Consider the following 25,419-nt stretch of genomic DNA (forward strand, 5'->3'; position numbering starts at 1 on the left):
GGGACCGGATCTTCCACGAGAACGAGAACCCGTTCCTCGCCGACCAGTTCAACCAGGTCGACGCCGGCGAGGACGAACGGCGAGAAATCACGGATGGAGACCCAGCGATCATCCTCTCGACGTCCGGGATGGTCACCGGTGGCCCCATCATGTCGTGGCTCGAACACCTGGGACCGCACCCGGATTCAACCATGGTCTTCGTCGGCTACCAGGCCCAGGGGACTCTCGGGCGACGTATTCAGAGCGGTTGGGATGAAGTGCCGCTCTCAAAGGGTGGGGGTCGCAGCGAACGGGTCACCCTCGACATCGACGTCGAGACCGTCGACGGGTTCTCCGGTCACTCGGATCGCCAGGGCCTCGAAGACTTCGTGAAAACGATGAACCCCCGGCCGGAGAAGGTCCTCTGTGTCCATGGCGATGAGCGCTCGACACAGGAGCTTTCCTCGGCACTGTACCACAAGTACGACATTCGAACGTTCGCCCCGAAGAACCTCGAAACGTTCCGCTTCGTCTAGTTAGTCGAGTGTTTCGGCCGGATCGACCACAGTCCCGGATTCTCCGTTGATCCCAACTCGATCACAGAGATCTGAAAGTGGACACGCCTCGGGATCCTCAAGACAGACGGGATCGCGGGCCGTACAGTATTCCCGGCCGAATTGGATGCTCGTCGTGTGTCCGTACCCACATTTCTCGGGCGGGAGGTCGGATTCGAGGTCAGTCCGAACTGTCTCGTGGTCCGCGTCAGGTGGCGCGATCCCGAGTCGCCGATAAATCCGATGCACATGCGTGTCCACGGGAAACACGCCGTCCCGACCACCAGCGAAAAGAAGGACACAGTCAGCGGTTTTCGGGCCAACTCCCTTGAGTTCCAATAAGGTATCTCGAACCTCGACAGCCCCCTCCTCCCTGACGTACCGATCAAAAGCCTCGGCACTCCCGTACATTTCGAGGACGTGGGCTGCGACTCGCTTGATGACAGCTGATTTTTGGTTGTGGAGGCCGCCCGGTTGAATGATCACGGCGATTTCGTCCCTGTCGGCCGCGGCAAGGGAATGAGCGAGCGCTTCGTCCCCAAACTGTTCCATGAGGGCGTCGTGGGCCGGCTGGCTCGCCTGGTCGCTCGTATTCTGGGAGAGAATCGTTCGAACAAGTGATTCGAATGCCTGTTGGCTCCCATAAGAGGTCTGCCAGTACAATTCACCGAGCCGGTCGACAACCGCTTCAGCTCGAGTCCCAGGCTCACTGGACGCCGGGCTCACTCCCGCTGCCTCCTCGTCGTTTCCCTCTCCACCAGCGATATTGTGAGCGGGTTCACCTGATTCGGTCATGAGTCAAACGCGGTTTGGATCTGGTTCATAGCTTTCTCCCGGGTCTTATTCGACTGTGAGAGTAACTATAAGGTCGGCTCCATCGGCAAGCGCCTCGACGAAGTCCCGGTCCATATCAGTAGCCGCCCCATCCGCCTCGACCAGAATCGTTCGGTCGTCGACGTAGTCACTCGTTCGGCCGACCATACTGACCTCGTTCTCGAACGTGAGTCGTGGATCGCCCCGGCCACTGATTGTGACGGATTGACCCGCTGCTTCGAAGTTGGCTGTAATCGTTGCCGTCTCGTTCTGGGCAGCCTCCACGAACTGATCCTCGAAATCCGCCGGTGATCGGTCAGCCCCGATACCGAGAATACAATCGCCCGCAGGCGTGAGAAAATCCTCAGTCGTCACTTCGAAGGTGCTCTCGTGTTCGGCGCGGACGTTTTCGTGTCCGCTGGCGAGTACTCGATCCTCGATGACCATGTAGCCGTGCTATCGGGTGGGGACGTTTGAGTGGTGCTATTCGTGGCCGAGCGGTCCCGAGAACGGATCGGGGAAAGAAAGAACGATTCGGGTCGAGCAAATCACCCTTCGCCTGCGATCGGGACCGGATCAGCCGAGACAGTGATGGTGATTGCACCACACGAACACTCGTAGGCGTGTCGCAGACCCTCTGGAGTCCGCATTGATAGCTTGCGATCGCCGGAGGCCAGATCGGCGCCGCAGCGGGTGCAGGTGAGCGCAAGGTTTGGGTACATATGCAGAACTACGGGTTGGAGCACCCTGAATGCCACCCAGGTGCGCGGTGAAAGTGAAAGTAATCAAAGCCACAGCGAAACACTTAATCACAGTGGTAGGGTATACCGATTTACCAGAAGGTCACGAGTGTTCGCGCATAGCCCGACAAATGATCGAAGGTTCTCACGCGATGGGTACGGATCGACGAGCCGTCGCTATGCGAACGTCGTGACAGTATGGAATCGAGGGCCAACCAATGGCAGAACAAGTTGAAATCACAGTATCGAGTGCGGACGAACTCATCACGGACGAAGAGCTTCAGGAAAAATCAAAAGGCCAACTCATCAAAAAGGCTGGCCAGTTTCGGGACCGCCGGAACGAACTGAACCAGATGGCGAGCAATCGCGCATCCAAGCGCGATGAACTGAACGCCAAAACCCGAGAGAAAGTCGATAGCGCCCAGGAACACCGAGAGGTCAGGGACACGCTGAACGACCGGGTTCAAGCGCACAAATCGGTGCGAAACGAACTGAACGCGAAGGCAAACGAACTCTTCGAACAGGTCGAGGACATGAAGGCCGACCTCGAACTCGACGAAGGGAAGGACCTAGAGGATCTCAAATCCGAGATCGAGGACCTCGAGTTCAAACAGCAGACCGAGGTGCTCTCGACCGAAGACGAGCGAGAACTCATCGAGAAGATCGAGGAAAAACGCGACGAGTACCAGGAACGCAAGGCCAAACTCGACCAGAACGACGACCTCGAGGAGTACGTCGAGAAGGCAGAGGAGGTCCGCGCGGAAGCCTCGAAACACCACGAGAAGGTCACCGAACTGGCGGACCGCGCCCAGAAGCACCACAACAAGATGATCGAGGCCTACCGCGAGGCCGACGACGTTCGCGACCGGGCCGACGAAACCCACGAGGAATTCGTGAAAGCCCAGGAGGCCGCTGACGCCCATCACCAGGCCTTCGTGGAAGTCCAGAAGCGATTACGCGAACTTGACAAGCAGGAAGAGGAGGAACGCAAGGACCAACGCGATGCCAAACGGGAGGAAGCCCGCGAAGAGGCCGAGGAGATCTACGAGCGGTTCAAAGAGGGCGAAACCCTGGACACCGAGGACCTGCGAAAGCTTCAGAAGAGCGGCCACCTCTAAATCCGCCGCTGACACCGGACGTTTTTATTCCGTCGGAGCAACGTCACAACCGAATGGAGACTCTGGTCGTGGCCATCGACCAAACGGGCGATGTCCCCGCACACACCGGTGTGTCACTTCCGGTTTCGGGAGCCGACACCATTTCGGAGTTGATCCTCGAGTTGGGGATGGCAGACCCGGAGGACTCGATGGTCAACACACTTTTGGAAGCCGTCGCCATCGGCAACGAAATCGAAGCCGAGGGTGACAGGGCCACGATCGCTGTCCTGTCAGGCAATACGGAGGGAGTTGTCCCGGCCGATCAGGCCATTGCCGAACAAGTCGACCAGTTGCTCGCGAGCCACGATCCGGACTCGGCGATTGTCGTCATCGACAGTACAGAGGACGAACGACTCCTGCCGATCATCGAGAGTCGGATTCAGGTCGATTCGGTTGATCGGGTCGTCGTCCGCCAAGCGCGGGATCTCGAATCGACGTATTACCTCCTGAAACAGTTCCTCGCTGACGAGGAACTTCGGGGCACAGTGCTCGTTCCAATCGGGATCGTCATGCTCGTGTTCCCGGCCATCCTCATGCTGAGCGACATCGCGGTGGCAGTGGGCTCGATCACTGCTGTCATCGGGACCTTCCTTCTCTACCGCGGGTTTGGCATCGACGAACGGCTGTCAGGGCTTTCCAAACAGGCACGAGAGGCGCTTTACTCGGGCCGCCTCTCGATCGTCACGTCGGTAATCGCCGCCGGCCTCGCACTCGTGGGCATCTTCGTTGGCGTCCTCGGGATCTCGGAACTGGGCTTAGACAGTCTCCAGTTCGTCACTGGAATGGCGTTTGCCTACTACAGTGTCCCGTGGATCGCCCTGGGAGCGATCGCGGCCACAATTGGCCGCCTCGTGGACGAACTCCTCCGTGACAATCACCTTCGAATGGCCTCCCTGAACCTCCCGTTCGGCGCACTGGCCATGGGCCTGGTCGTTCGAGGTTTCGCAGCCTACTTCCTCGAACGGGCGAACCTCATCGATGGGATCGTGATCGAACCGACCAGTATCGGTGCCATCACGATCCGGGGGGTCACGTTGGCACCCGAACACCGGCTCGGTGTGTTCGTCCTCCTTGGCATTGTCGTGAGCCTGCTCGGCATCTGGCTCGCCTCCCGATTGAGCACGGAACAGCCAGCAGAGGCGGAGACCGCATGACACCCCTTCAGGCCACCCTGCGGGCCAAGCGATGTTTCCGGCTCGATGCGGACTATCAGGTATGACCAACGGAACGTGGGTGAGTTTGTTCTCAGGCGGAAAGGATTCTGTGGGTGCGTTCTATCGGGCCCGAGAGGCCGGCTTGGACGTGGATCGACTGGTCACGGTCCATTCAGCAGGCGATTCGTACATGTATCACGTCCCTGCGACCGAACTTGTCGATCTGGCCGCCCAAAGCATGGGTGTCTCGATGACGGCCGTCGAAGGTCCTGGTGTCTCGGGCCACGACTCAGGCGCTCAGGGAGACCGAGAGATCGAACCACTCGAAGCAGCGCTCTTGGAACTAGACACAAACTCCCGCGCGGGGCTGGCGGGGGTGACCGTCGGTGCGATAGAAAGTGAGTTCCAGTCATCCCGGATCGAAGCAATGTGCCGACGGCTGGGGATCGACATGTACGCCCCGCTCTGGCACGAACCGCCAGTCGAACTCGGTGAGTGGTTCGTGGAGACGGGTTTTGAAATCCGGATCATCAAGGTCGCAGCCGCCGGACTTGAACGATCGTGGCTCGGGCGAACCCTTGATCGAGCGGCGCTTTCAGAATTAACGGAGTTACACGAGGAGTACGGGGTGCACATCCTCGGAGAGGGTGGTGAGTTCGAAACCCTCGTTACCGACGGGCCACATATGGATCGGCCACTCGAGATAGAGTATTCGAAAACCTGGGACGGAACGCGTGGCCACCTCGAAATCGAATCTGCCCACCTGCGCTGAGTTATTTCGGACTCGAAATCTCGGTATGCGCCCCGATGAGCGCACCGGAGAAGTCGATGTGTTCGATACAGGTCTGTTCGTCGATGATCGAATCCCGGACCTCACAGTTCCGGATCGTTGCCTGGGGGAAGATCACTGCATTGCTCACGTGAGAGTTTGCTATCTCCGCGTTGGCCATGACATGGACGTTCTCCCCGACGGAGGTATCCTCGAGGACAGCGGTATCAGCAATGACCGTGTCTCCATCGAGCGCCCAGCGAACGGCATCGAGATAGCTCTCCGGCGTCCCGATGTCGAACCAGGCCCCGTCGAACGTGAACGCATGGACCGGGCCACGGTCCTGGAGCCACTGGATAAACCAGCCCGGTTCGTCCGGGTTGTTGTCCCCTTCGAGATACGTCTCCAACAGCGACAGCGAGTCGGCCGGGAAGGCGTAGGTCGCGATCGAGACGAGCGTACTCTGTGGATCATCCGGCTTCTCCTGAAAGTTCGTGACCTCGGTTTCGTCTAGTTCGACCAGCCCGTACGATTTTGCTCGCTCACGGCTTCCCACGTCGTAAGCGGCGATAGTCGGAGTTCGCCGTTCCTCGAAGAAGTCAGCAAAGTCGCTCACGTCGAAACTGATGAGATTATCACCTGCGAGAACGAGCAGATCGTCTTCGATCCCTTCTCTGTCGACCAGTTGGGCAAGCGCTCCGATAACCCCGAATTTCTCCGATTCGGCGGTTGTCTCCTCGACGGAGAGAGTCGGTTTCTCGTAGTCGGTGGCCGCCAGGTGGGCTCGGAAGTCCTCCGCAAACCGTTCGTTGGTGCTCACGAAGACGGTCTCGACGCGGTCATCGGCTTCGAGCGCCGAGAAAATCCGGTCGATGACCGTCTGCTCGCCGATCGGGAGAAACATCTTGGGCCGGTGTTTCGTGATCGGCCACAGGCGGGTTGCATAGCCCCCCGCAAGTACGACAGCATCCATATCCCTACCCTCCCGGGGGTTTCCTAAGTCATTTTTCATCCGTCTCGACGCCCCAACGGCATTTCGGGAGTCGGTCCGACACACCCAAGTCGTGATCAGGGCTCCTGAGAGTCGCCTGATTCATGATCGGGGACGTCGGGAACATCCTCGAGTGGCGCTTTGACCGCCCGCTCAGATTCCGTTCGGGGTTCAGGTCGCTCAGATTCTGGTTGGGCGCCAGGTCGCTCAGATTCTGGTTGGGCGCCAGGTCGCTCAGACCCCGTTCGGGGTCCGATGCGAAAAGTTTCCCCGCCTTCCGCGTTAGTTTCTGGATCTTCCGTAGCCGTTAGGCCGAACACGGTTCTGAGCCACATGAAAAACTGCGAACCAGTCATGATTCGCTCCACTCGGATTCCAACCGATTCCGCAGCGCTTCATTCATCGCAGACACGGGTGCCTCGACACCGGTCCAGCGTTCGAATGCCGCTACACCCTGGTAGAGGAGCATCCAGGCACCGTCAATGGTGGTCGCGCCTGCGGCAGACCCATCCTGGAGGAATCGTGTTTCTAGCGGCGTGTATACGGCGTCCATCACTGCCAGGTCCTCGTGAAACACCGACGCAGAAACTGGTGACCGGTCTTCCTCCATCCCGACGCTCGTCGCATTGATCAGCAGGTCGGATCCAGCTGCAAGCTCCGGAACCACATCGAGGGAATGACCAGTCCCACCCAGGTCCGAAGCCAAAGACTCGGCCCGGCTTGCGGTCCTGTTGGCAATGTGGACCGTTGCACCAGCTGATACGAGCATATGCCCGATCGCTCTGGCCGCACCGCCAGCACCGACGATCACCGCCGTGCCTGCACCAGGATCGACACCGTGGCGCTCCAATGCTCGCCGAGCCCCCGCAGCGTCCGTATTGTCGCCGGTCGGTGGGTCAGTCGAGAAATCAATCATATTCACGGCCCCGATCGATGCAGCCGTCTCCGAAGGGTCGACGACCTCCATGACCGCCTCTTTGAACGGAATCGTCACGTTCAGCCCGTCGATTCCAAGTGCAGCCGCACCCTCGATCGCCTGGTCCAATCGCTCGGGGTCGGTTTCGAGCGTGACATATCGGGCGTCCAAGCCCCGGACCTCATATGCGGTTTCGTGAAGGCCAGGGGAGACCGAATGAGCGACCGGGTTCCCGATCAGTCCGTAAACGTCCATATTGAGCGGTCGGCACGGGTCGGGTTAAGCGTTGTCGCTGTACCCCCGTTCGCCCCGCTTGTCGGGACCCCTACTCGGAGATACGAGCCGGGAGGGCAGCCCAAATCGTCTGGCCCGCCCGCTCAAAAAGGGTCTTGAGCGCGGCCCGTCGCATGGCAAAGAGCGCGGTCCCGAGGACCAGATACACCCCAGTGTAAACGAGGAGCAACTCGTAGCTCGAAAGCGCCAGGGTGACCATGTCCCGAATGATGAGAAATTCGATGACGACCTGGGAGACGAACAGGATGAGCAACATGATAGCTTCGCGAACGGAGATCTCGAAGTTCACCAGAATCGCCAGGGCGAAAAACGACTGGGCTGCAGTCAACCAGATCTCGGCTGCCTGTTTCGCGTCGAATGGCAGCACGCCATATTGCCCGTTGGCAATCGAATACACGACTACGAGAGTCCCGATCAACAGCGTCCACTGGTTGAGTTTCGAGGAAATAAGTGCGTTGAAGCCGGCGGTCGACCGGGCCTTGTTCACCAGATAGACAACCACGATCAGTTCGGGCGATTCGGAGGCCAGGGGTGCAATCCACTGAATCATGAAGAAAGACGGGACGCCGATGTTGGTGCCGATCGTTTCGAGACCGTGTGCAAACGGCTCGACAGCTGTGAAAATCAACAGCCCTGAGTACGTAAAGAGAGTGATAACAGTCAGAAATCGGCGCAATTTCGGTTGTGCCTGCAGGGCCGCTGGAACACCTACGTGTTCCTCCGTGGGTTCGATATCGCCCCGTAGCACCACGAGAATGTAGGTCACATAGAGGCCGACCAGAATGACCATATCCAACGCATCGATCCCACCGAAAAGTGGAACGAAAAAGGCCCAGAGGGTCGCAGCCATCAGGAAGACGATATCGAGAGCCAGATCCTTGTCGACCGACACGGCCTCGGCAAGCACTCCGGCCCGGTCTTTGACCGACGGATCGAGACTGGAGCCCCGACGATACACGGTAAACAGGGCGATTCCCGCCCAGCCGATACCGATCAGGATTCGGTTCGCACCAGTCATGTTTGCCACCGCCAGGTTACCGGCCTCGATGCCCCGAGCCGTGCCGGCAAAGGCACCGGCATTCCAGGCATACAATGCGTCCACCGAGTATTCTGGGGCGACAGCAAGCACCGCCAACACGGCAATGGCGAATGGCCGGGGCACGTCTCGCTCGGCCGTTTCAGCCGCCCAGGCAAGAAGAAACGCGGCCCCGAGTACTGACAAGCCACTGATCAGGACCGTGATGTTTGTCGAGAGGTGCTCGACACTCCGGTCAGTAAAAAGGGTCAGGAGCCAGTAGCCAAACCAAGGAACCGTCAGCCCGATCGCACCAAGGAGGGCGCCGATCGTTTGCCGATTCATCGCATCCACCCGGGGTAACCCCTATCGACCGAATGCAAAAGCCAATAGAAACGCGCCAACCAGTCCATTATTTGTCTCTATTCGTGTGTTGCCGCCACCCCTTATAAGACACAAGATGTTCCTAATTGGAGGAGATGGGCGGTCTGACCGTGATTGGGGCCACCGACCCGTCGAAATCCGGGTTCGCCGTGGTTACGGCAGTTCAGAACCTCACACACCCGAAATCCCCCAACTGAGGGAAAGATTGCTTCGAATCGGGGGCTCAGTCGGTGTATTCGATCGTCGCGTCTCTCGCTCCGTTTTTGACGCTCTCGATTCCCCGTTTCGCGCCCTGTTTCGAACTATATCCCTCCCCGCTGTCGGCGATGATGTTGCCATTCGGGGCGACGAGTCGCCAGCGCCACGCTCCGGCTGAGTCCTCGTACACTTCGAAGGTCTGGGTTCGCGCCATTAGCGTTGTTCACGGCCGGTCCGCACTTAACCCCATTCCACAGCGACATTGGGCTGGCGCTTCGACGCGCTTAATCGAAGTGGTCTCGTTGGGTGACGCGTGATCGGAATCGTCGTTAGTACCGCGGATCAGGCCTCCGTAACCATCGGTAAGCAGTTGCGCAAGGTGGCAGACTGGACACAAACAGAGGCAGGGGTATACAGACGTGAGGGGTTCGAACTCCGCGAGTTCGACACACTCCATCTCGAACTGGACGACGTCGCCCGTAAGTTCGACGACCCAGAATACATCGTCGTGGCATCAAAACACTCGGGCGACACTGGAGCGCTCCTAAGCGCCCACTTCACGGGGAATTTCGGAGCAGCCGAATACGGCGGGTCGGATCGGGAACTGATCGATCCAGCCCCAGGGGCCCTCAAACGAGTTATTCGGGAACTCGAAGCCCTCGCGCCGGCTGACTACGACGTGACGATGGAATGCACCCATCATGGCCCGACGGATCTGGGCGCGCCAGGGATGTTCGTGGAACTCGGAAGTGGACCCGACCAGTGGACGGACACAACGGGAGGACGAGCTGTCGCCGAGGCGATTCTGGAATTGGAAGCCGTGGAGCCAACAAGTGACCGAACCCTCGTTGCATTCGGTGGAAACCACTACGCGCCCCAGCCGACCCGTATCCTGCTCGAAACCGACGCCGCAATCGGCCACGTCGCAGCCGACTGGAGCCTCGAGGAACTCGGCGATCCCGAAGCCAACCGAGATGTTCTCAAGGCGATGTTCAAAAAGAGCGAGACGACAAACGCCCTGATCGAGGGCGACTGGCCGGCGGTTCGGGCCGTTGTCGAGTCCCTGGACTATCGGGTCGTCAGCGAGACGTGGGTCCAAGAAACCAGCGGCGTCCACCCCGATCTCGTTTCGAGGCTCGAATCGGAGCTGGGTTCGATCGAATCCGGGCTTCGGTTTGGAGAGAAATCTGCAAATGATCCCGATATCGAAGCGTTACCATCGGATCTCATTGCGGCCTGTGCAGCGATCGATCCAAAATCGACTGTCGAGACCGTCGCGGCTCACAGCGTAGCCTATCAAACAACCGAGAACGGCAACCGGGTTGGCGAGCAGGCTGCGTTCAGCGATACTGGGGCCTATGACGGCTTGATAGACGCTCTCGCCGAATTGCTCGAACGGGAGTATGACACCATCGAACGCACCGATTCGACGGTTTCTGCGGAGCGGGCAGTGTTCGATCCGGAACGCGCAGCCCAGCTGGGCGTCCCCGAGGGGCCGCTATTTGGACGCCTCAGTGCCGGGGAAACGGTTACTGTCGATGGTGAAACGATTTCACCGACGGACGTGCACAGTCTGGAAACGCGGCGTTTCGAGGTGTGACGCCCGCATGACGGAGAGGGGAAAGGTAATTAACCTCCATCGGTTATCGATACCCAAGATGGATTCCATCGTCGAGGAAGCAATCGACGAAGCCGAGACCGGGGCCGGGTCATCAGAACCCGAACCGGAGCTCCACCCGACAGGAGAAATGACTGATGAAGAACTCGAGGCCGTCCTCGAGGACCTCCAGACCGAGATCACCGTTGTGGGGTGTGGTGGGGCCGGGAGCAACACGATCAACCGGATGTTCGAGGAGGGCATCCATGGAGCCGAACTCGTTGCAGCAAATACAGACGTTCAACATCTAGTCGACATTCAGGCCGACCAGAAAATCCTGATGGGGCGCGAGAAGACCCAAGGTCGTGGTGCAGGATCCCTCCCACAAGTTGGGGAAGAGGCTGCACTAGAGAGTCAAGACGAGATCCGAAACAACATCTCCTCATCGGACATGGTGTTCGTGACCGCTGGACTGGGCGGTGGGACCGGAACCGGGTCAGCACCCGTGGTCGCAAAGGCGGCCCGGGAGATGAATGCCCTGACAATTGCTGTGGTCACGACGCCATTCACGGCCGAAGGCGAGGTTCGCCGGACGAACGCGGAAGCCGGTCTTGAGCGTCTTCGAGATGTCGCGGACACGGTCATCGTCGTCCCGAACGACCGGTTGCTCGACTCCGTGGGGCAACTTCCGGTCAGAAAGGCCTTCAAAGTCTCTGATGAGATCCTGATGCGCTCAGTCAAAGGTATCACAGAACTGATCACGAAACCAGGACTGGTCAACCTGGACTTCGCGGACGTTCGCACAGTCATGGAGAAAGGCGGTGTCGCCATGATCGGTCTGGGCGACGCAGACTCGGACAGCAAAGCCCAGGCGTCGGTACAGGAAGCCCTTCGCTCCCCGCTTTTGGACGTCGATATTGCCGGGGCCAACTCCGCACTGGTCAACGTTACTGGTGGACCAGAGATGTCGATAGAGGAAGCCGAGGGTGTCGTCGAAGAGATTTACGACCGGATCGATCCGGACGCACGGATAATCTGGGGGACCTCAATCAACGAGGAACTCGACGGCCATATGCGAACGATGGTCGTGGTCACCGGCGTTCAATCCCCGCAGATCTACGGCCGACAGGACGAGCCGCCGGCACCCCAAGAAGTCGAAGAATTCGATTACGTCGAGTAACCGAAGTCCCCGGCATTTTCAATAGATAGAAAAGCACCCATCCCGAACACCTGTTCATGGACGTACCTTACACATTGAACGCCTACACCCGAGTGCTCAAGTTGGCAAGCACTCCGGACTGGGAGGAGTTCTCCCGTATTTCGCTCATTGCAGCGGCCGGGATTCTCCTTATCGGCGTCATCGGCTTTCTCATCTTCCTGGTCATGAGTGTCCTGCCGGGGGCCTGATCATGTCGATATTCGCCGTCAAAACCACGGCCAGCCAGGAACAGACCGTCGCGAGCATGATCGCAAACCGGGAAGAAGACAAGGTCCACGCCGTTCTCGCCCCCGAATCGCTGACGAGTTATGTGATGGTCGAGGCCGAAGATACCGGTGTGCTTGAACGAGTGCTCGAAGACATCCCTCACGCCAGAAGTATCGTGCCGGGAGACAGTGGCATCTCCGAGGTCGAGCACTTCCTCTCACCGAAACCAGACGTTGAAGGAATCGCAGAGAGCGATATCGTCGAATTGATCGCCGGCCCATTCAAGGGCGAGAAGGCCCAGGTTCAGCGCATCGACGAGGGCAAAGATCAGGTGACAGTCGAACTGTACGAAGCCACGGTTCCCATTCCGGTTACGGTCCGCGGCGACCAGATCAGAGTCCTGGACAGCGACGAGCGGTAAACTACCCTCCCCTACTTCGCTCGGGGTCTAAGGACCCGCTCGCTCGTTGAGGATGGGGCCTCCGCCTTGTGTTGGTGAATTTGTCAGTCAGCCGTCGACCCGTCCTCGGAATCGAGAGCTGATTCGACGGACCGCGTAATCCGTTCTCGCCACCGTATCGCATCAGAATTAGCTTCGTAATGCCTGACGTATTCGGCACGGGTATGGTCCGCAAAGGCGTGTTTGATCGCGAAGAACCCCGCAGGCACCGGTTCGTTACATACCTTGCAGGTGTGACTCTCGTGCTCGTCTCGCTGGTGGGCGAGTACGGACTCGACATCTTCGAAGTCCGCCAAACAGCCCTCGATAGCACAGAGCCAGCGTGACATATTCCCTCTTTGGCCCGACGCGCCCATAACCATTTCCCACCGCTCCACTGTCCACCATTCCACAAGCGACAAATCACCGGCTCCCGAAAGACGACTGTGCCTGAAACCCGCATCGACCCACACGTCAAAATTCTCGACGAACAGGTCGTCAAGCGGGCCAAAACCCGCGGAATCGATGTGTTGGTCTATGCCCCGCACTTTACACGCCTTCCGACAGCCCGCCGCCGGTCAAAGCGATTGAGCGATGAGGACCTCCTTGTCGTCCCGGGCCGTGAGATCTTCACCGGTGGCTGGCAAAACCGCAAGCATGTCCTCGCACTCGGCCTGAACGAACCGATTCCGGATTTCATCCCACTCGACGTAGCGATGCGGGAACTCGACCGACAGGACGCCGTCGTGTTGGCCCCCCATCCCGAGTTCCTCACGGTCAGCCTCGAAGAAAGTGACCTCCAGACCTACGAGTCACAGATCGACGCATTGGAGGTCTATAACCCGAAACACCTCCCACATCACAACGACCGGGCCCTCGAATTGGCCGAGACCTACGATTTCGAGGTCTTTGGCTCCTCATATGCCCATCGACGAACGACAGTTGGGGAGGTTTGGACTACCATCGACACGAAAATAGAAACCGAAACTGACCTCTTTGAGGCGTTTCGATCGGATCGACAGAAACGGGTCGAACACCGATCGACACAGCGCCATGACATTCGCCGAATGGCCGAATTCGCCCACCTTGGGTGGGAGAACACCTGGAAGAAGTTCGACCGATTGCTTCTCTCAGGCACCGAGGCAACACACCCGCGTCATATCGCTTATGAGGGGCAGTTCGATGACGTTTCGGTGTATTGAGAGGCTCTTTCCGCCGATAGTTCCTGAGAGGCCTGTGAGCATCGGTCGTTCCTGAAAGTCCTATCACCACCGTTCGTTCACTGCTGAACCCACAAGTTCAAGCGCCTCATGGGCGACTTTGTCTTTGATCTCAGTTCGGGTCCCATCGTATTCCTGGTGAGTAACCGTCGTTTCGCTTGTCCCACGACCCCACTCTCCGGCGTAGGCCACGCCAATATACACTGTTCCGACCGGTTTTTCCGCTGTACCACCACTCGGCCCAGCGATGCCCGTCGTCGAGACCGCCCAAGTCGTCCCAGCAGCGTCCCGCGCGGCTTGGGCCATTTCGCGGGCGACTGGCTCGCTGACCGCGCCGTACTCCTCGATCGACTCCCGCGAGACGCCGAGGGCGAGTTTCGCCCGGTTTGAGTAGGTCACGTACCCACGGTCGTAGTACGAGCTCGAACCGGAGACATCGGTGACCGTGGAACCAATGAGACCACCGGTGCATGATTCCACAGTCGATAGCGTCTCACCAGTCGCCTCCAGCAACTCACCAACCCGGACCGCAACTGAATCTTCGGCTTGTCGGTCCATGTAGATGCTCGACGGCCCGTAAGCAAGAATCTATGGCCGGACTAGGGAGAGAATCGACGAATACACCCGGCTTCGTGCGAAGTGAGAACATGGACGAAATCGAGGTCGAGGCCGTCGAGTCCCTCGAACCGGGCGTTGCAGGCGGGACCGCGGAATACATCCTCTACGGTGGTAAGGGCGGTGTTGGGAAGACAACAATGGCTGCCGCGACCGGTCTCGCGAGTGCCTTCGATGGAACGGCGACGCTTGTCGTCTCGACCGATCCGGCCCATTCGCTGGGTGACGTATTTGGCACAGCGGTTCCAAATACACCGACGAAACTCCGGGAAGACGTCCCATTGTACGGTGTCGAAATCGATCCCGACGCGGCGCTCCAGGAGGTCGGTGTGTTCGGTGACGAGGGATCGATGGGTGGTATCGAGAGCCTGCTCGGTGACGCTGGGATCGACCCCCTCATGGACGGCCAATTTCCCGGGGCCGACGAGGCCGCTGCGATGCAGCTGTTACTCGATTACCTCGATGACGAGCGCTTTGACCGCATCGTGGTGGATACCGCACCGACCGGGCACACGCTCAGACTCCTCGAACTCCCGGAGTTGATGGAGACGATGGTCGGGCGAATGGCCGCCTTTCGGGAGCGATTAGGCTCGCTGGGGGACCAGTTCGCGGGCCTCTTCGGAGAAGAGCCGGAATCCGAAGAACCGAATCCGGGACTGAAAGAACAGGCAGCCCGCATCGAACACCTCCGAGGGCTCCTGCAGGACCCCGGCAAAACTGACTTTCGAATCGTCACTGTCCCGGAAGAGATGGCCGTCGAGGAGGCAAAACGGCTGGACGGGCGATTGCAGGAATTCGAGATTCCAGTCTCAACTGTCATCGTGAATCGGGTGATGGAACCCGTCGAGGAAATTGTCCCGGAAGTGCCAGCGGGAGAATACGTGTCGCCCCATCTCGGCGACTGTCCGTTTTGTGCCCGACGCTGGGAGGTCCAGCAGTCCGCGCTCGAACGGGCCCAAACCCTGTTCATGAACTACGACGTGAAACGGGTCCCACTTTTCGCAGATGAGGTACAGGGTACGGACATGCTTCGACTCGTGGGCGCCTGTCTCGAGTAGTTACTATTCGTCAGGCACGAGCAACACGCGAATATCGTTGACATTGGTGCCCGTCTGACCCGTCAGAACAACTCGATCCCGCTCGGTGAGATACGCGCCAGAGTCGTTTGCGTCGAGGGCTGCCTGCGCGGCTGGTCGGTCGATGTCGGTTAGGTCAACAAGGGCGCCTGCAGCATCACTCGCACCATCGATACCGTCGCTATCGACGGCCCCGACAATCGTCGAGCCATCGATCGAAAGTCCCGCAGAGAGGGCGAACTCCTGATTCGGCCCACCGGAACCGCCGCTTTCGACGGTCACTGTCGTTTCGCCACCCGAGAGGACCGCAGCAGGGGGTTTGATCGGCGTGCCAGTTGCGCGGATTTCGTTCGCAATCGCGGCGTGGGTTTTTGCCGCTTCGCTGGCCTCACCTTCGACCATCGAGGAGAGGACAAGCGGTTCGTAACCCGCGTCTTCAATAACCGCTGCCGCCGCTTCAATGGCCGTCATTCCGTCAGCGATAACATGGGTCCCCACCTGCTCGAAAACCGGATCTCCGGGCTTGGGGGTGTCTTCAAGGATTCCGTCCACACCGGCCTGAATCCGTTCCCTGACTGGTTCGGGAACGGTCAAGTCAAACCGGTCGATGACCGCCTGGGCGTCCTCGAAAGTCGTCGGATCGGGAACTAGGGGGCCACTCGCAATCACGTCCAGGTGGTTGCCGACGACATCGCTGAGGACCAGCGAGACTGTCGTCGCAGGCGCCGCCTTGGCAGCAAGTTGGCCACCTTTGAGTTCGGAGAGGTGCTTTCGCACGGCGTTGATCTCCCGTATTGGAGCCCCGCTGTGGAGGAGTTCGTCGGTCGTTTCGATCAAGGCTCTGAGATCGATCCCATCAGCGGGGGCCGGCATGAGCGCACTGCCACCACCAGTGATCACCCCGAGGATAAGGGTGTCTTCGTCCGCGGCCGTGGCCCGGTCAAGCAATTGGCGCGTCGAATCGACGCCACGCTCGCTCGGAACGGGGTGATCACCCGGCAAGACTGTCACCCGCTCGGTCTCGACAGGGTCATCGGTCACGATAATCCCCCCGTCAATCCGATCCCCGAGTTCAGCTTCTAAAGCCCCCGCGACCTGTGAAGCCGCATTCCCACCGCCCAAAACGATGAGCTCTCTGTAAGTACTCAGGTCGTACTGGTCAGTGCCGATCGTGAGTTCGTTCCCAGTTACCGTAACGGTCGACTCGATGACCTGCGACGGGTTGCTGGCCTCGATGCCAGCGAGAAGGCTCTCCAGCACTGTTTCGTGGGCCTCGCTCCGGGCGAGCGTGTCTCGGTTTTCGACCCGCGTCATCCGGCAAGCCCCCTGATGAGCGAGAACACCGCGTCGCGGAAGCTGTCCGGCAGAAATCGGGCCAATGTGAGATACTCCGAGCCAGTCCCCACAGTATACCGAGTCTGTGGGTCGGTCGAAACCCCGGCCTCAAGAATCACCGATGCGACCTGCCAGGCCGGAATCGAACTCATGCTCCCGACGGTTTCCCAGTCTTCGAGTGTCCGATAAATGTCCCCGTAAGCCTCGGTTCGGTCAAGGTCAGACAGGGAGGACTGGGCTGTGTCGTCGAACTGTGTCTCGACCGGTCCCGGTTCGACCAGGACCACATCGACATCGAAGGCGGAAGCTTCGACTCGCAATGCATCGCTCATCGATTCGAGCGCCGCTTTCGAACTCGAATAGACGCCCATGCCCGGGGCGGAGAGTCGCCCGGAGACACTCGAGACGTTGACAATCGTCCCCCGTTCGGCTTCTCGCATGTGCGGAAGTGCCGCTCGGATGAGTCGATGGGGGCCCAACACGTTGACGTCGAATTGGTCCTCGACGAGTCGAGTCGGGACGTCCTCTGTGGGCCCGAACTGTGCGTACCCAGCATTGTTCACCAGACAATCGAGCCCTCCATTCTCCTCGATTACTTCCGCAACCACGGACTGACACTGGGCGGGTTTGGTTACGTCGAGTGTGCGTGTCAGCGCACCCCGGTCCCCGAGGTCCCGGATGGCCGACTCGTCTCGAGCGGTCGCGACCACCGTCCACCCCTCATCGAGAAAGGCTTCGGCCGTCGCCCGACCGATGCCCGAGGAGCAGCCGGTAATGAGTACGGTCCGTTCCATACGTTATCCTCACCCGGTTCCCAGTTAACGCTTGCACTCCGCAGCCGCACGATCTGCGAGCCGAACTGGTGCCGGGAGCTTGTACCCAGTCCCCAGAGCCCCAACAAGCCTAATAGTCGTCTTTGGAGCGACCTGATGACCAGGGCTCACGAACACCGGGTTCACGTGTCGAACAGTTGGGTTCGGAAACTGCCGAGTTTGCAGGGCGTATCCGAGAAGCGTTCCCGCCTCAGCGTCCACTTCCTCATCGGCCCGAATCGCCACCTGTGTCCCCTCTGAGAGTGGCTCCTCGAGTGATTCGGCCGGTGTGCCACAGAGGAGGTTTTTCGTGACGCCGATCGCGGGCACGTCGTAAAGAACACCGATATGTGTCGCGATACCCGCTTGCCGGTAGTGAATCCGACCACTCCCGTCGAACACAAGCAAGTCGGGATCGACGGTGAGCTGGGCCAGTGCATCGATTATCGGTTCGCCCTCACGGAACGCGAGGAGCCCAGGGATGTATGGAATCGAGAGGGGTGTCCGCCCGCATACCACCTCGAGGATCTCTCCGTTCTGGATGGCGGCGGCTGCACTCACAGCGGTGTCGTCTTCGAACGCCTGGTCGATCCCGACGACGATCGGGTCGTCTGCAGTAACCGATGTGTGATTGTCAAGGTCCGGCGTTTCAGTGAGAGTCACTGAGTCCGGTGACGGACATCCCTTGTCAGTAAAAATAGCCTCGCTGGACAGGCGACGCTGTTGGGCTTTCATCTCGGACCGTGACGCGTCCGGATCGGGAACGAATTCCGGGTTGACAGGAGTCATGGCACCGTCAGCGTCGCCGTCCGCCCCGACCGCGGCCCCCGATTTGTAGTTGTTTGGGCGCTCCCTTTCCCCGTTGCTTGAGGTACGAGCCATAGAGCAGGCCGATCCCCAGCCCAGCGAGGTGGGCGAGTTGGGCGACCCCGCCTGCACCAATGCCCCCGGCCGTACTCACCAGGACCGAGTAGCCCGCAAAGAGCGCCGTGGCGACCCAGAGCGGCATTGGGAGAATGAAATAGATGTAGATGCGGAGGTTGGGATTGAGCACGGTGAGCACGCCCATAAGGGCCATGATCGCCCCACTGGCCCCCAACACGGACGTGGTTCCACCCACGGCGACCGTCGCCAGCACCTGAGCCAGACCGGCGACGATCCCACTACCCACAAACAAGATTGCGAAGTTCTTCGACCCGACCTTCCGCTCGACAATAGGGCCGAAGAAGTACAGCACGATACTGTTGAACAGAATGTGCATGAATCCAGTCGGGGAGTGGGCGAAAATCGAGGTAACCCACGTCCAGACGTAGGCCAGGTTGTCCGAACTCAGTGTGAAAATCGCCCTGAAGAGGTCGGTCCCCCCAAGCCAGAAGGCAACGAACTCCAGCGGGAAGACGATCCAAATGATCGCGAGAAAGACGTAGGTCATGTTCCGGCGGAAGTAGCCCCCGATTCCGCCAGGCCCGGTCGAAATCCCGAGTCGAGAGAGGAGATTGCGACCACGTGAGGCCGAGCGCTCGGTCGTACTCGACCCGGAGACACTCGCGTCGAACCCCGAATCGAAGACCCCGCCCGGGTCGTCCCACTCACCGAGTCCCGGGCAGTCGTGGTTTTCGGGAAGGCGATGCTCGGAACAGAACGTGCCGCCACAGTGGCGACACTGGTATGGCATGCCTTCTTCCTGCCCACAGTAATCACATCGCACCATGAGCCCCGATATGACAGTCCTCGGGATAAAACTCCCGAACCGGGCCGCCCGGGTGGGTTTTTGGAACTGGAGCGCTTATTACGTCCCGTGCAACAGTCCGAGCGGGACCGACTGCTCGAACGTATCGAGCGGGACGGCGCCACCGTCGGAGCGTCCATCCCAGAGACCCTCTCAGTCGAGGGAGAAACGGTCGACCTCGCATCGTTCGTTAACCAGGCAGGCGGGGGACACCACCAGGAGAAGCGAGTTCAGAAAGTCATTCGCGGACTAAGAACGGAGCGGCAGCGACGGCGAAAGAGGATCAAAACGGGAGACATTTCTCTGGACGAAGCCGAGCAGCTAGCCGATTCGATTCTCGGTATCGATCGAGCGCTTACTGTACTGGAATCCGACGACGAGACCGATATCGAGGCCGAATCAAACCGAAATCGACAAGCCGATCGGAAGCGGTGGCTCTCGTTCGTCGAGCAGGTCACCGGCGACGGTGGGAGCTCGGTCAGAGAGGGACAGGAATGACATCAAATGAAAAGATCGCGGCGCGACTCGATGAACTGGCCGACCTGCTGGAGGCCCAGGATGTCGAGTATAAGCCACGAGCCTATCGAACGGCGGCCGACAATGTGCGTTCGACCCCGGACTCAGTCAGCGATCTCGTCGCCAACGGACTCGACGCGGTTCGCGAGATCGAAGGGGTCGGGGAAGCGATCGGTGAGAAGATCGTCGAATACGTCGAAACCGGGGCTATCGAAGAGTTGAACACACAGCGGGAGTCGCTTCCGGTTGAGATGGAGGCGGTCACCCGAGTCGAGGGCGTGGGGCCGAAAACCGCGGGCAAACTCTACGAGGCACTGGGCATCCAGACACTCGATGATCTCGAAGATGCGGCCGAGGCCGGCGACATCCAGGAGGTCTCGGGCTTCGGGGCGAAAACCGAACAGAACATTCTCGGAAACATCGAGTTCGCTCGTCACGCAGGACAACGCTCCTTGCTCGGAAATGCCCGGGCGGTCGGAGAGGAAGTCACGGGCTACCTCGCCAACCACGCCGGAGTCGAGGCGGTCAAATTAGCCGGGTCGCTCCGGCGATGGCGGCCAACGATCGGCGACGTCGACGTGCTTGTGGCGACAGAAGAGCCCATATCGGTCACGGAAACAGTTACCGAGTGGGACGAAGTCACGTCCGTTATCGAGTCAGGGTCGACCAAAACCAGCCTCCGGGTGTCAGATATGCAAGTCGATATCCGGTTTGTCGATCCGGCGGAGTTCGGCGCGGCCCTGGTCTATTTCACTGGCAGTCGCGATCACAACATCGCGCTCCGAAATCGGGCGATCGACTCGAACCAGAAGGTGAACGAATACGGGGTGTTCGAGGTCACGGACGCCGAGCGGGCGGACCCGGACACTCGGGCTGGAACCAGGATCGCCGGGAAAACCGAATCGAGTGTCTACGAAGCGCTCGATCTGCCGTGGATCCCGCCGGAACTTCGGGAGAACCGAGGGGAAATCCCCGCGGCTGCGGCAGGCGACCTTCCCGATTTAGTCACAGAAGCGGACCTCCAGGGCGATCTGCACACCCATACCAACTGGTCGGACGGCGACTTTTCCATCGAGGAGATGGTCGAGGGCGCGGTCGAGTACGGTCACGAGTATCTGGTTATCTCCGATCACGCCGAAGGCCCGGGCGTCTTCGGCGATAGTGGCCTTTCTGAGGATGACATTCATGAGCAGATCGAAGCCGTCCAGGAGGTTGCAGCGGACACCACAATAACCGTCCTGACCGGCATCGAGGCCAACATCAGTCCGGACGGAACAGTGGGCGAAACCGATCCGAACGTTCTAGCTGACCTTGACGTTGTGATCGCGTCACCACATGCGGACATTGGCGACGGGGAGGATCGCACTGAGCGACTGGTGACGGCCATCGAACACCCAGAAGTCGACATTTTGGGTCATCCAAGCGGCAGGCTCCTGAATCAGCGCCCAGCGATGGAGTTTGATCCCTCGAAGATCGGCCAAGCGGCCGCCGAAAATGGGGTCGCTCTGGAAATCAACGCCAATCCCAATCGGCTCGACCTTTGGGGAAGCGCTTTGGCCGCCGCAATCGAGGAGGAAGCGACCATCGCTATCAATACTGACGCCCATGATCCGAGAGAGTTCGCCTACCAGCGGTTCGGGGTCCATACCGCAAGACGTGGTTGGGCGACGGCCGCTGACATCCTGAACACGCGAACCCTCAATGGGCTTCGGCAATTTCTCGAGTAATGTACACACCGACGGAGACCAAGCTCTGTCTCGACGTGATGCTTGGCGGCATCGTCTCACCGCTGCGAATGATCGGGTATGACACCGCATACGCCCTCGACCGTGACATCGAGGCCGATGATGCGATCATCGAATTGGCCGACCGCGAAAACCGGCTCTTGCTCACCCGAGATGGGGAAGTTGCCACACGAGCCGAACCGAGCCGCCTACTGACCGAAACCGACCCCCAAGAACAGCTTCGGGAACTGAGCGACGGTGGATTCGAACTCGCACTAACCGATCCGAGCCGGTGTTCTCACTGCAACGGAGGCCTCCGCAGAATTATCGACGGTCCAGGTCCGAAGAAGGGCCCGGACCCCGAAGCTGAACCCGTCTGGCAATGTCGTGACTGTGGGCAGTTTTACTGGATAGGCAGTCACTGGACGCATCTGGACGAGCGACTCGAAGAACTCTGAGCCTACGCGTTGCGTTGCCACCACTTGCAAGCTTCCATATCGTCCATCGGCTCGTCGTAGAGTCCGCAATAGGGGTCCATCCGTTGCTCCGGGGTCTCGTATTCGAAGTGGTTGCAGTTCCCACAGTATTTGTCCGGCCCTATCTCCCGTTCCTCTAACACTTCGGCGTCCCCGGCAGTCTGGGTCGGGCTAGTTGCTGTGGATGGTTCGGGCTCAACGATTTCGGCATCGGCCGATTCACCGCCATCTGATAGGGACCCTTGCTGGTGCGGTTGTGGCCCCAGATCCGTCGTGTCCTGTTCGTCGCCGAACGTTCCTATCCCACCGAGACCGCTGCTAATTGCCTTTCCGGCGTTCTGGAATTCCGTCTGGACGGCTTCAACGGCCCGAATCGTTGGGCCTTCGGAGCCCACTTGCAACGAGACGGTCCCACCCGGGTCGTTCCGGGTCTTGAACGTCGCGACCGCCGTGAAAAGCGACCAGAAGGTGATCAGCACGCCGGTGAAGTAGACCAACAAGAGGAGGAGGACCAAATTGGTCGGCACGCCGGCACTGGCAAACCAGTTCTCCGGGTAGGCGGCCTGGAAAAGCCAGACGCCGAGCAGGGCGAAGCCGGCCCCGACCACTGCTGCGACCCGGTGAATGGTCCTCCCGGGGAGCACAATTGTGATTCCAACAAAGACAGCCGGGACGCCAATCCCTGCGAGAATGCCGGCTATTTCCCGGCTTTGGAAGACGCTGAATCCGTTCCCAACGAGGAGACCGGTCCCACCAAAGAGAATTCCCAACACGACAAGCACGGATCCCAGAGCGAAAAGCGCAGTCCCAAGGAGCACCTGCTTGCGGCTTGCGACACCGACCCGGCGCTCGTAGGTATCCCCGAGACTAGGCATACTATGCACTACAGTATGGAGGATTATAACAGTATGTCAGACATGCTCCGGATCAGCGCCCACGCATCGAAAGCTTGAATCAATGGCCGAGAAAATTCTTGGGCATGGCCGAGGACACCGATGAGGAGAGCGGCGTCGAACTGGGAATCGGGCCAGCAGTCGAGGGCGCGCCCATCTCCCGGGTCGCCGAACGACTCACGTGGGCGATCCAGAAAAGCGAAATTGATCGCAAAGAAGGCGAAACCAAAATCCGAACGCCCGACGGCCCGCGGGCACTCTCGGACATCCTCGCTGAAATCGACGAAACGTACTTCCCGACCCGCCAGTCGTTCCGTGAGGCGGTCGAGGCCGTGATCGGCTCTGGTCCGGTCCCAACTGGCGAAGAGTCGGCTTAAGTCGGCGTTTCTTCGAGGAGTAGCCTTATGCTGGCGCTTCTCCGAGAAGTTTGATGGTAACGTAGACCAACAACACGAGCGTCGAGTTGTACGCTCCGTGGATCACTATCGGAACCGCCAGGTTTTCCGTTCGTTCGTAGACGTAGCCAAAGACCAGACTCGGGAAAAAGAGGATCACAATCGCCGTCATTCGGGCTCCCGCCCCACCCGTCAGCGAGAAGTAGTGGACGAGTGCGAACAGCGCGGCGGTGAACGGGATCGCGAGTTTCGCGACGAAGGCCTCCCGAAGTCGGCCCTGAATCACGCCACGAAACAGGAACTCCTCTCCCGGGGCGATGACCAGAAACGAGAGGGGCACGAGCCAAAGGAGCAGTTCCGGGTTTTGCATGCCGAGTTCTGCGGCCTGGTTGGTCGTCTCGGGTTCAGCGTTGAGGGCTGTGAGTAGAACCCCCGCTCCGAAAACGATCGCCAACGCGGCGACGTACCCACCCACTGCCCAGAACAGATCCCCGAGTCCAGGTGCCTGGATGCCAACATATGACACCGGTGAAATCCCGCGGAGCGAGAGGTACAGGGCCCCTGTTCCGCCTAACCCGATCGCACTCGTGACGAACAACACCATCACGGTGGGTATCAACCCCAGTTGCCCGCCGAAGCCACCGACCCCCAGCACAACCGCACCACTCAGAACGAACGCGGCAGCGATTCCGAGGACCGCGGCAACGACCCCGCCGAGGAGGGCATATCCCCGGTGTGGTCCCCGTTCGGTCCGCGGGGCCCAGGGATCCGATTGATTCATGCCCAGGATTCCGACCCTGGGCCGAATAACCTTTCTGCCAGCGGTCATCGGGCTGCCGTCCTAATCGCGGTCAGGTCAGAAAGTCGGTGATTCCGGCCTGTCTCCCGGCGGCGAGCACTGATTTCCGCCGCAGCGCTCCGGCTGAAATGGGCAGGTGGGGCATGATCTGGCGGATCGCTGAATCAAAAGTTTGGGCGACCCCCGGTTCCCCGGCAAATTCCGAGTTTGGTCCCTCGTTGAAGGCGTTGCGCACACTCTCCCTGACTTGCCAGACCCCGACCGGGGCCCAGTAATCATCTGAAACCTCCCGCAGCACGAGCGCTTTGGCCTGTCGCCCGATATCGTTCAGATATTCCAGAATCCCCAGCCGGGCTGCGTAATATGCCCCGGCCGTCTCCTCGACATAGCCAGTCCGACCCTCATAGCTCTCATACGCGCTTGACATGAACACATTGCCTGTGGTGTCAGGGTTCCAGATACTGCCGGGAGACTTCATTTCGACAAGTTCGTACTCCCAGTTGCCCGGAGCGAGCACTATCCAGTACCGGTTCCCGATGTACTGATTGACGAAGACCTGAACCTGGTCGATGGAGGGGGCGTTCCGAATTGACCCGCGGAGGAATTTGCCAACCGTATCATCCACGGCAGTGATGGACCAGCGGGTCGGGACGAGTCGACGGGCTTCTCCGCGCCCAAGAGCTCCGACTGAGAGCACCTGGTTGATGTCATAGACGTCGAATCCCCGCCGATAGAGGTAGTTCATCGCCCCTTCCGCTCGCCAGTCATCGTCCTCAAGGGTCTTTTTCACTTGCCGAGGAACGTGTGGGTTCTCCCCCAAATCCGCCGATTCGGCGGTCACGTTCGGGCCACTCGGCGCGTTAGCCTGCGGTTCGCGATATCGGTCCAGGTCAATGTTCGGTGTCCCCTGCAGGCCGATTTCGACGTCGACGGGGCGATCGGCTATCGCCACCTCACGCTGAGTCCCGACAAACCCGTCCCAGACGTCTTCCACGTCCACTTTCGAGGACCGGCGCGAGTTCAACAGCCCCGTCCGGTACTGGAGAACGTTTTCAATATCCAGGCCCTGCTGATACCAATTCCCGCTCGTCGCAAAGTCCTCGGCGCGGTCCTCCTGGCCGACTGGGGCCAGAATTCCCGTGTTGACGTTCGGATACGAGGAGCGGCCGACAAACACCGATGGGGAGGTGCTCCCGACCAGCGAATTACCCGAAAGCGAAGACTGGAGTTCGGTCTGGAGACCCTCGACATAGTCCAGAATTTCGTAGGACTTCTCCTCGGCGAGTCGGCGCCTGCGGGCCGATTCGTCGGGCTCGAAACCCTCGAGGTACTCGTCGAGGCGCATTACCAAAAGCCAGGACTGGCATCCGGTTAAAACACTCGGGGTCGGCCTGCCACCCACC

31 protein-coding genes are annotated in these 25,419 nt (G+C 59.7%); 14 read left to right on the plus strand and 17 right to left on the minus strand.

The genetic code is table 11. The features are described from left to right. Positions 1-515: MBL fold metallo-hydrolase RNA specificity domain-containing protein (locus V5A26_RS06410; protein WP_332322279.1), on the plus strand; the 515-nt coding region annotated here is incomplete at its 5' end. Here the strand turns inward: V5A26_RS06410 and V5A26_RS06415 are convergent. From V5A26_RS06415 to V5A26_RS06425, 3 genes are all read right to left on the minus strand, one after another. Next, positions 516-1,328, minus strand: coding sequence for an endonuclease III domain-containing protein (locus tag V5A26_RS06415; protein WP_332322280.1), 813 nt, complete (start codon positions 1,326-1,328; stop codon positions 516-518). A 45-nt stretch (positions 1,329-1,373) separates the two neighbouring features. Further along, entirely contained in the window at positions 1,374-1,793 is a 420-nt protein-coding gene (locus tag V5A26_RS06420; RefSeq protein WP_332322281.1) for a DUF371 domain-containing protein, read from the minus strand. Between the two features lie 101 nt (positions 1,794-1,894). Next, positions 1,895-2,068 (minus strand): hypothetical protein, encoded by a 174-nt coding sequence (locus V5A26_RS06425; RefSeq protein WP_332322282.1) that lies wholly within the window; start codon positions 2,066-2,068, stop codon positions 1,895-1,897. Positions 2,069-2,304: 236 nt separating this feature from the next. Here V5A26_RS06425 and V5A26_RS06430 point away from each other — a divergent pair, with 236 nt between their 5' ends. The 3 genes from V5A26_RS06430 to V5A26_RS06440 all read left to right on the plus strand — a co-directional run bounded on the left by V5A26_RS06430 (position 2,305) and on the right by V5A26_RS06440 (position 5,169). Next, on the plus strand, positions 2,305-3,204 hold the full coding sequence (locus V5A26_RS06430; protein WP_332320280.1) for a coiled-coil protein: 900 nt from the start codon (positions 2,305-2,307) through the stop codon (positions 3,202-3,204). Positions 3,205-3,257: 53 nt separating this feature from the next. Beyond that, positions 3,258-4,397 (plus strand): DUF373 family protein, encoded by a 1,140-nt coding sequence (locus tag V5A26_RS06435; protein ID WP_332320279.1) that lies wholly within the window; start codon positions 3,258-3,260, stop codon positions 4,395-4,397. 61 nt (positions 4,398-4,458) lie between these two features. Continuing rightward, complete coding sequence (locus V5A26_RS06440; protein ID WP_332320278.1) at positions 4,459-5,169, plus strand: diphthine--ammonia ligase; 711 nt, start codon at positions 4,459-4,461, stop codon at positions 5,167-5,169. Between the two features lies 1 nt (position 5,170). On the opposite strand, the gene V5A26_RS06445 is transcribed toward V5A26_RS06440, so the two are convergent. The 5 genes from V5A26_RS06445 to V5A26_RS06465 all read right to left on the minus strand — a co-directional run bounded on the left by V5A26_RS06445 (position 5,171) and on the right by V5A26_RS06465 (position 9,178). Further along, on the minus strand, positions 5,171-6,139 hold the full coding sequence (locus tag V5A26_RS06445) for an NDP-sugar synthase (protein ID WP_332320277.1): 969 nt from the start codon (positions 6,137-6,139) through the stop codon (positions 5,171-5,173). A 95-nt stretch (positions 6,140-6,234) separates the two neighbouring features. After that, positions 6,235-6,513: a hypothetical protein gene (locus tag V5A26_RS06450; RefSeq protein WP_332320276.1), complete on the minus strand. Its 279-nt coding sequence runs from the start codon at positions 6,511-6,513 to the stop codon at positions 6,235-6,237. After that, positions 6,510-7,328, minus strand: a complete 819-nt coding sequence (locus V5A26_RS06455; RefSeq protein ID WP_332322283.1) for a shikimate dehydrogenase — start codon at positions 7,326-7,328, stop codon at positions 6,510-6,512. The genes V5A26_RS06450 and V5A26_RS06455 overlap by 4 nt, the downstream gene beginning before the upstream one ends. A gap of 70 nt (positions 7,329-7,398) precedes the next feature. Next, positions 7,399-8,727, minus strand: coding sequence for a sodium:calcium antiporter (locus V5A26_RS06460; protein WP_332320274.1), 1,329 nt, complete (start codon positions 8,725-8,727; stop codon positions 7,399-7,401). Between the two features lie 262 nt (positions 8,728-8,989). Next, on the minus strand, positions 8,990-9,178 hold the full coding sequence (locus tag V5A26_RS06465; protein ID WP_332320273.1) for an HVO_2922 family protein: 189 nt from the start codon (positions 9,176-9,178) through the stop codon (positions 8,990-8,992). Positions 9,179-9,277: 99 nt separating this feature from the next. On the opposite strand from V5A26_RS06465, the gene V5A26_RS06470 reads away from it, so the two are divergent. Genes V5A26_RS06470 through V5A26_RS06485 form a run of 4 tightly spaced genes read left to right on the plus strand, consistent with a single transcriptional unit; the run spans position 9,278 to position 12,408 of the window. Then, positions 9,278-10,564 (plus strand): D-aminoacyl-tRNA deacylase, encoded by a 1,287-nt coding sequence (locus tag V5A26_RS06470; protein WP_332320272.1) that lies wholly within the window; start codon positions 9,278-9,280, stop codon positions 10,562-10,564. Between the two features lie 58 nt (positions 10,565-10,622). Beyond that, on the plus strand, positions 10,623-11,741 hold the full coding sequence (gene ftsZ / locus V5A26_RS06475) for a cell division protein FtsZ (protein ID WP_332320271.1): 1,119 nt from the start codon (positions 10,623-10,625) through the stop codon (positions 11,739-11,741). 56 nt (positions 11,742-11,797) lie between these two features. Further along, entirely contained in the window at positions 11,798-11,968 is a 171-nt protein-coding gene (locus V5A26_RS06480; protein WP_332320270.1) for a protein translocase SEC61 complex subunit gamma, read from the plus strand. A 2-nt stretch (positions 11,969-11,970) separates the two neighbouring features. Further along, positions 11,971-12,408, plus strand: a complete 438-nt coding sequence (locus V5A26_RS06485) for a transcription elongation factor Spt5 (protein WP_332320269.1) — start codon at positions 11,971-11,973, stop codon at positions 12,406-12,408. A gap of 83 nt (positions 12,409-12,491) precedes the next feature. On the opposite strand, the gene V5A26_RS06490 is transcribed toward V5A26_RS06485, so the two are convergent. Beyond that, entirely contained in the window at positions 12,492-12,776 is a 285-nt protein-coding gene (locus V5A26_RS06490) for a DUF7565 family protein (protein ID WP_332320268.1), read from the minus strand. Positions 12,777-12,872: 96 nt separating this feature from the next. On the opposite strand from V5A26_RS06490, the gene V5A26_RS06495 reads away from it, so the two are divergent. After that, entirely contained in the window at positions 12,873-13,628 is a 756-nt protein-coding gene (locus V5A26_RS06495; RefSeq protein WP_332320267.1) for a PHP-associated domain-containing protein, read from the plus strand. A gap of 63 nt (positions 13,629-13,691) precedes the next feature. Here the strand turns inward: V5A26_RS06495 and V5A26_RS06500 are convergent, their stop codons facing one another. Next, entirely contained in the window at positions 13,692-14,204 is a 513-nt protein-coding gene (locus V5A26_RS06500) for a CinA family protein (RefSeq protein WP_332320266.1), read from the minus strand. Positions 14,205-14,293: 89 nt separating this feature from the next. On the opposite strand from V5A26_RS06500, the gene V5A26_RS06505 reads away from it, so the two are divergent. Further along, positions 14,294-15,319, plus strand: coding sequence for an ArsA family ATPase (locus tag V5A26_RS06505; protein ID WP_332320265.1), 1,026 nt, complete (start codon positions 14,294-14,296; stop codon positions 15,317-15,319). 3 nt (positions 15,320-15,322) lie between these two features. Here the strand turns inward: V5A26_RS06505 and V5A26_RS06510 are convergent, their stop codons facing one another. Genes V5A26_RS06510 through V5A26_RS06525 form a run of 4 tightly spaced genes read right to left on the minus strand, consistent with a single transcriptional unit; the run spans position 15,323 to position 19,195 of the window. Beyond that, on the minus strand, positions 15,323-16,651 hold the full coding sequence (locus V5A26_RS06510; protein WP_332320264.1) for a glycerate kinase type-2 family protein: 1,329 nt from the start codon (positions 16,649-16,651) through the stop codon (positions 15,323-15,325). Continuing rightward, positions 16,648-17,466, minus strand: coding sequence for an SDR family oxidoreductase (locus tag V5A26_RS06515; protein WP_332320263.1), 819 nt, complete (start codon positions 17,464-17,466; stop codon positions 16,648-16,650). Before V5A26_RS06515 ends, V5A26_RS06510 begins: the two co-directional genes overlap by 4 nt. A gap of 24 nt (positions 17,467-17,490) precedes the next feature. Then, a complete protein-coding gene (locus V5A26_RS06520; RefSeq protein WP_332320262.1) occupies positions 17,491-18,273 on the minus strand; it encodes an endonuclease V in 783 nt (260 codons plus the stop codon). 7 nt (positions 18,274-18,280) lie between these two features. Then, entirely contained in the window at positions 18,281-19,195 is a 915-nt protein-coding gene (locus V5A26_RS06525) for a rhomboid family intramembrane serine protease (protein WP_332322284.1), read from the minus strand. Positions 19,196-19,282: 87 nt separating this feature from the next. Between V5A26_RS06525 and V5A26_RS06530 the strand changes: the two genes are divergently transcribed. The 3 genes from V5A26_RS06530 to V5A26_RS06540 are packed head-to-tail and all read left to right on the plus strand — an operon-like array spanning position 19,283 to position 21,911. After that, the gene (locus V5A26_RS06530; RefSeq protein WP_332322285.1) at positions 19,283-19,711 is read left to right on the plus strand and encodes a DUF5788 family protein; all 429 of its coding nucleotides are present in this window, start codon (positions 19,283-19,285) and stop codon (positions 19,709-19,711) included. Then, entirely contained in the window at positions 19,708-21,456 is a 1,749-nt protein-coding gene (gene polX / locus V5A26_RS06535; RefSeq protein ID WP_332320259.1) for a DNA polymerase/3'-5' exonuclease PolX, read from the plus strand. Before V5A26_RS06530 ends, polX begins: the two co-directional genes overlap by 4 nt. Next, positions 21,456-21,911, plus strand: a complete 456-nt coding sequence (locus V5A26_RS06540; protein ID WP_332320258.1) for a Mut7-C RNAse domain-containing protein — start codon at positions 21,456-21,458, stop codon at positions 21,909-21,911. The genes polX and V5A26_RS06540 overlap by 1 nt, the downstream gene beginning before the upstream one ends. A 2-nt stretch (positions 21,912-21,913) precedes the next feature. On the opposite strand, the gene V5A26_RS06545 is transcribed toward V5A26_RS06540, so the two are convergent. Beyond that, entirely contained in the window at positions 21,914-22,804 is an 891-nt protein-coding gene (locus V5A26_RS06545) for a DUF7139 domain-containing protein (protein ID WP_332320257.1), read from the minus strand. Between the two features lie 104 nt (positions 22,805-22,908). On the opposite strand from V5A26_RS06545, the gene V5A26_RS06550 reads away from it, so the two are divergent. Next, the gene (locus V5A26_RS06550) at positions 22,909-23,199 is read left to right on the plus strand and encodes a DUF5789 family protein (RefSeq protein WP_332320256.1); all 291 of its coding nucleotides are present in this window, start codon (positions 22,909-22,911) and stop codon (positions 23,197-23,199) included. A 25-nt stretch (positions 23,200-23,224) separates the two neighbouring features. Here V5A26_RS06550 and V5A26_RS06555 read toward each other — a convergent pair whose 3' ends face one another. Together V5A26_RS06555 and nreA are read right to left on the minus strand one after the other, a co-directional pair. Beyond that, positions 23,225-23,998, minus strand: coding sequence for a CPBP family intramembrane glutamic endopeptidase (locus V5A26_RS06555; RefSeq protein ID WP_332320255.1), 774 nt, complete (start codon positions 23,996-23,998; stop codon positions 23,225-23,227). A 70-nt stretch (positions 23,999-24,068) separates the two neighbouring features. Next, the gene (nreA, locus tag V5A26_RS06560; RefSeq protein ID WP_332322286.1) at positions 24,069-25,361 is read right to left on the minus strand and encodes a DNA repair protein NreA; all 1,293 of its coding nucleotides are present in this window, start codon (positions 25,359-25,361) and stop codon (positions 24,069-24,071) included. Positions 25,362-25,419: the final 58 nt, after the last annotated feature.

The organism is Halodesulfurarchaeum sp. (assembly GCF_036626455.1).
In the GTDB taxonomy this organism is placed as follows: Archaea; Halobacteriota; Halobacteria; order Halobacteriales; family Halobacteriaceae; genus Halodesulfurarchaeum.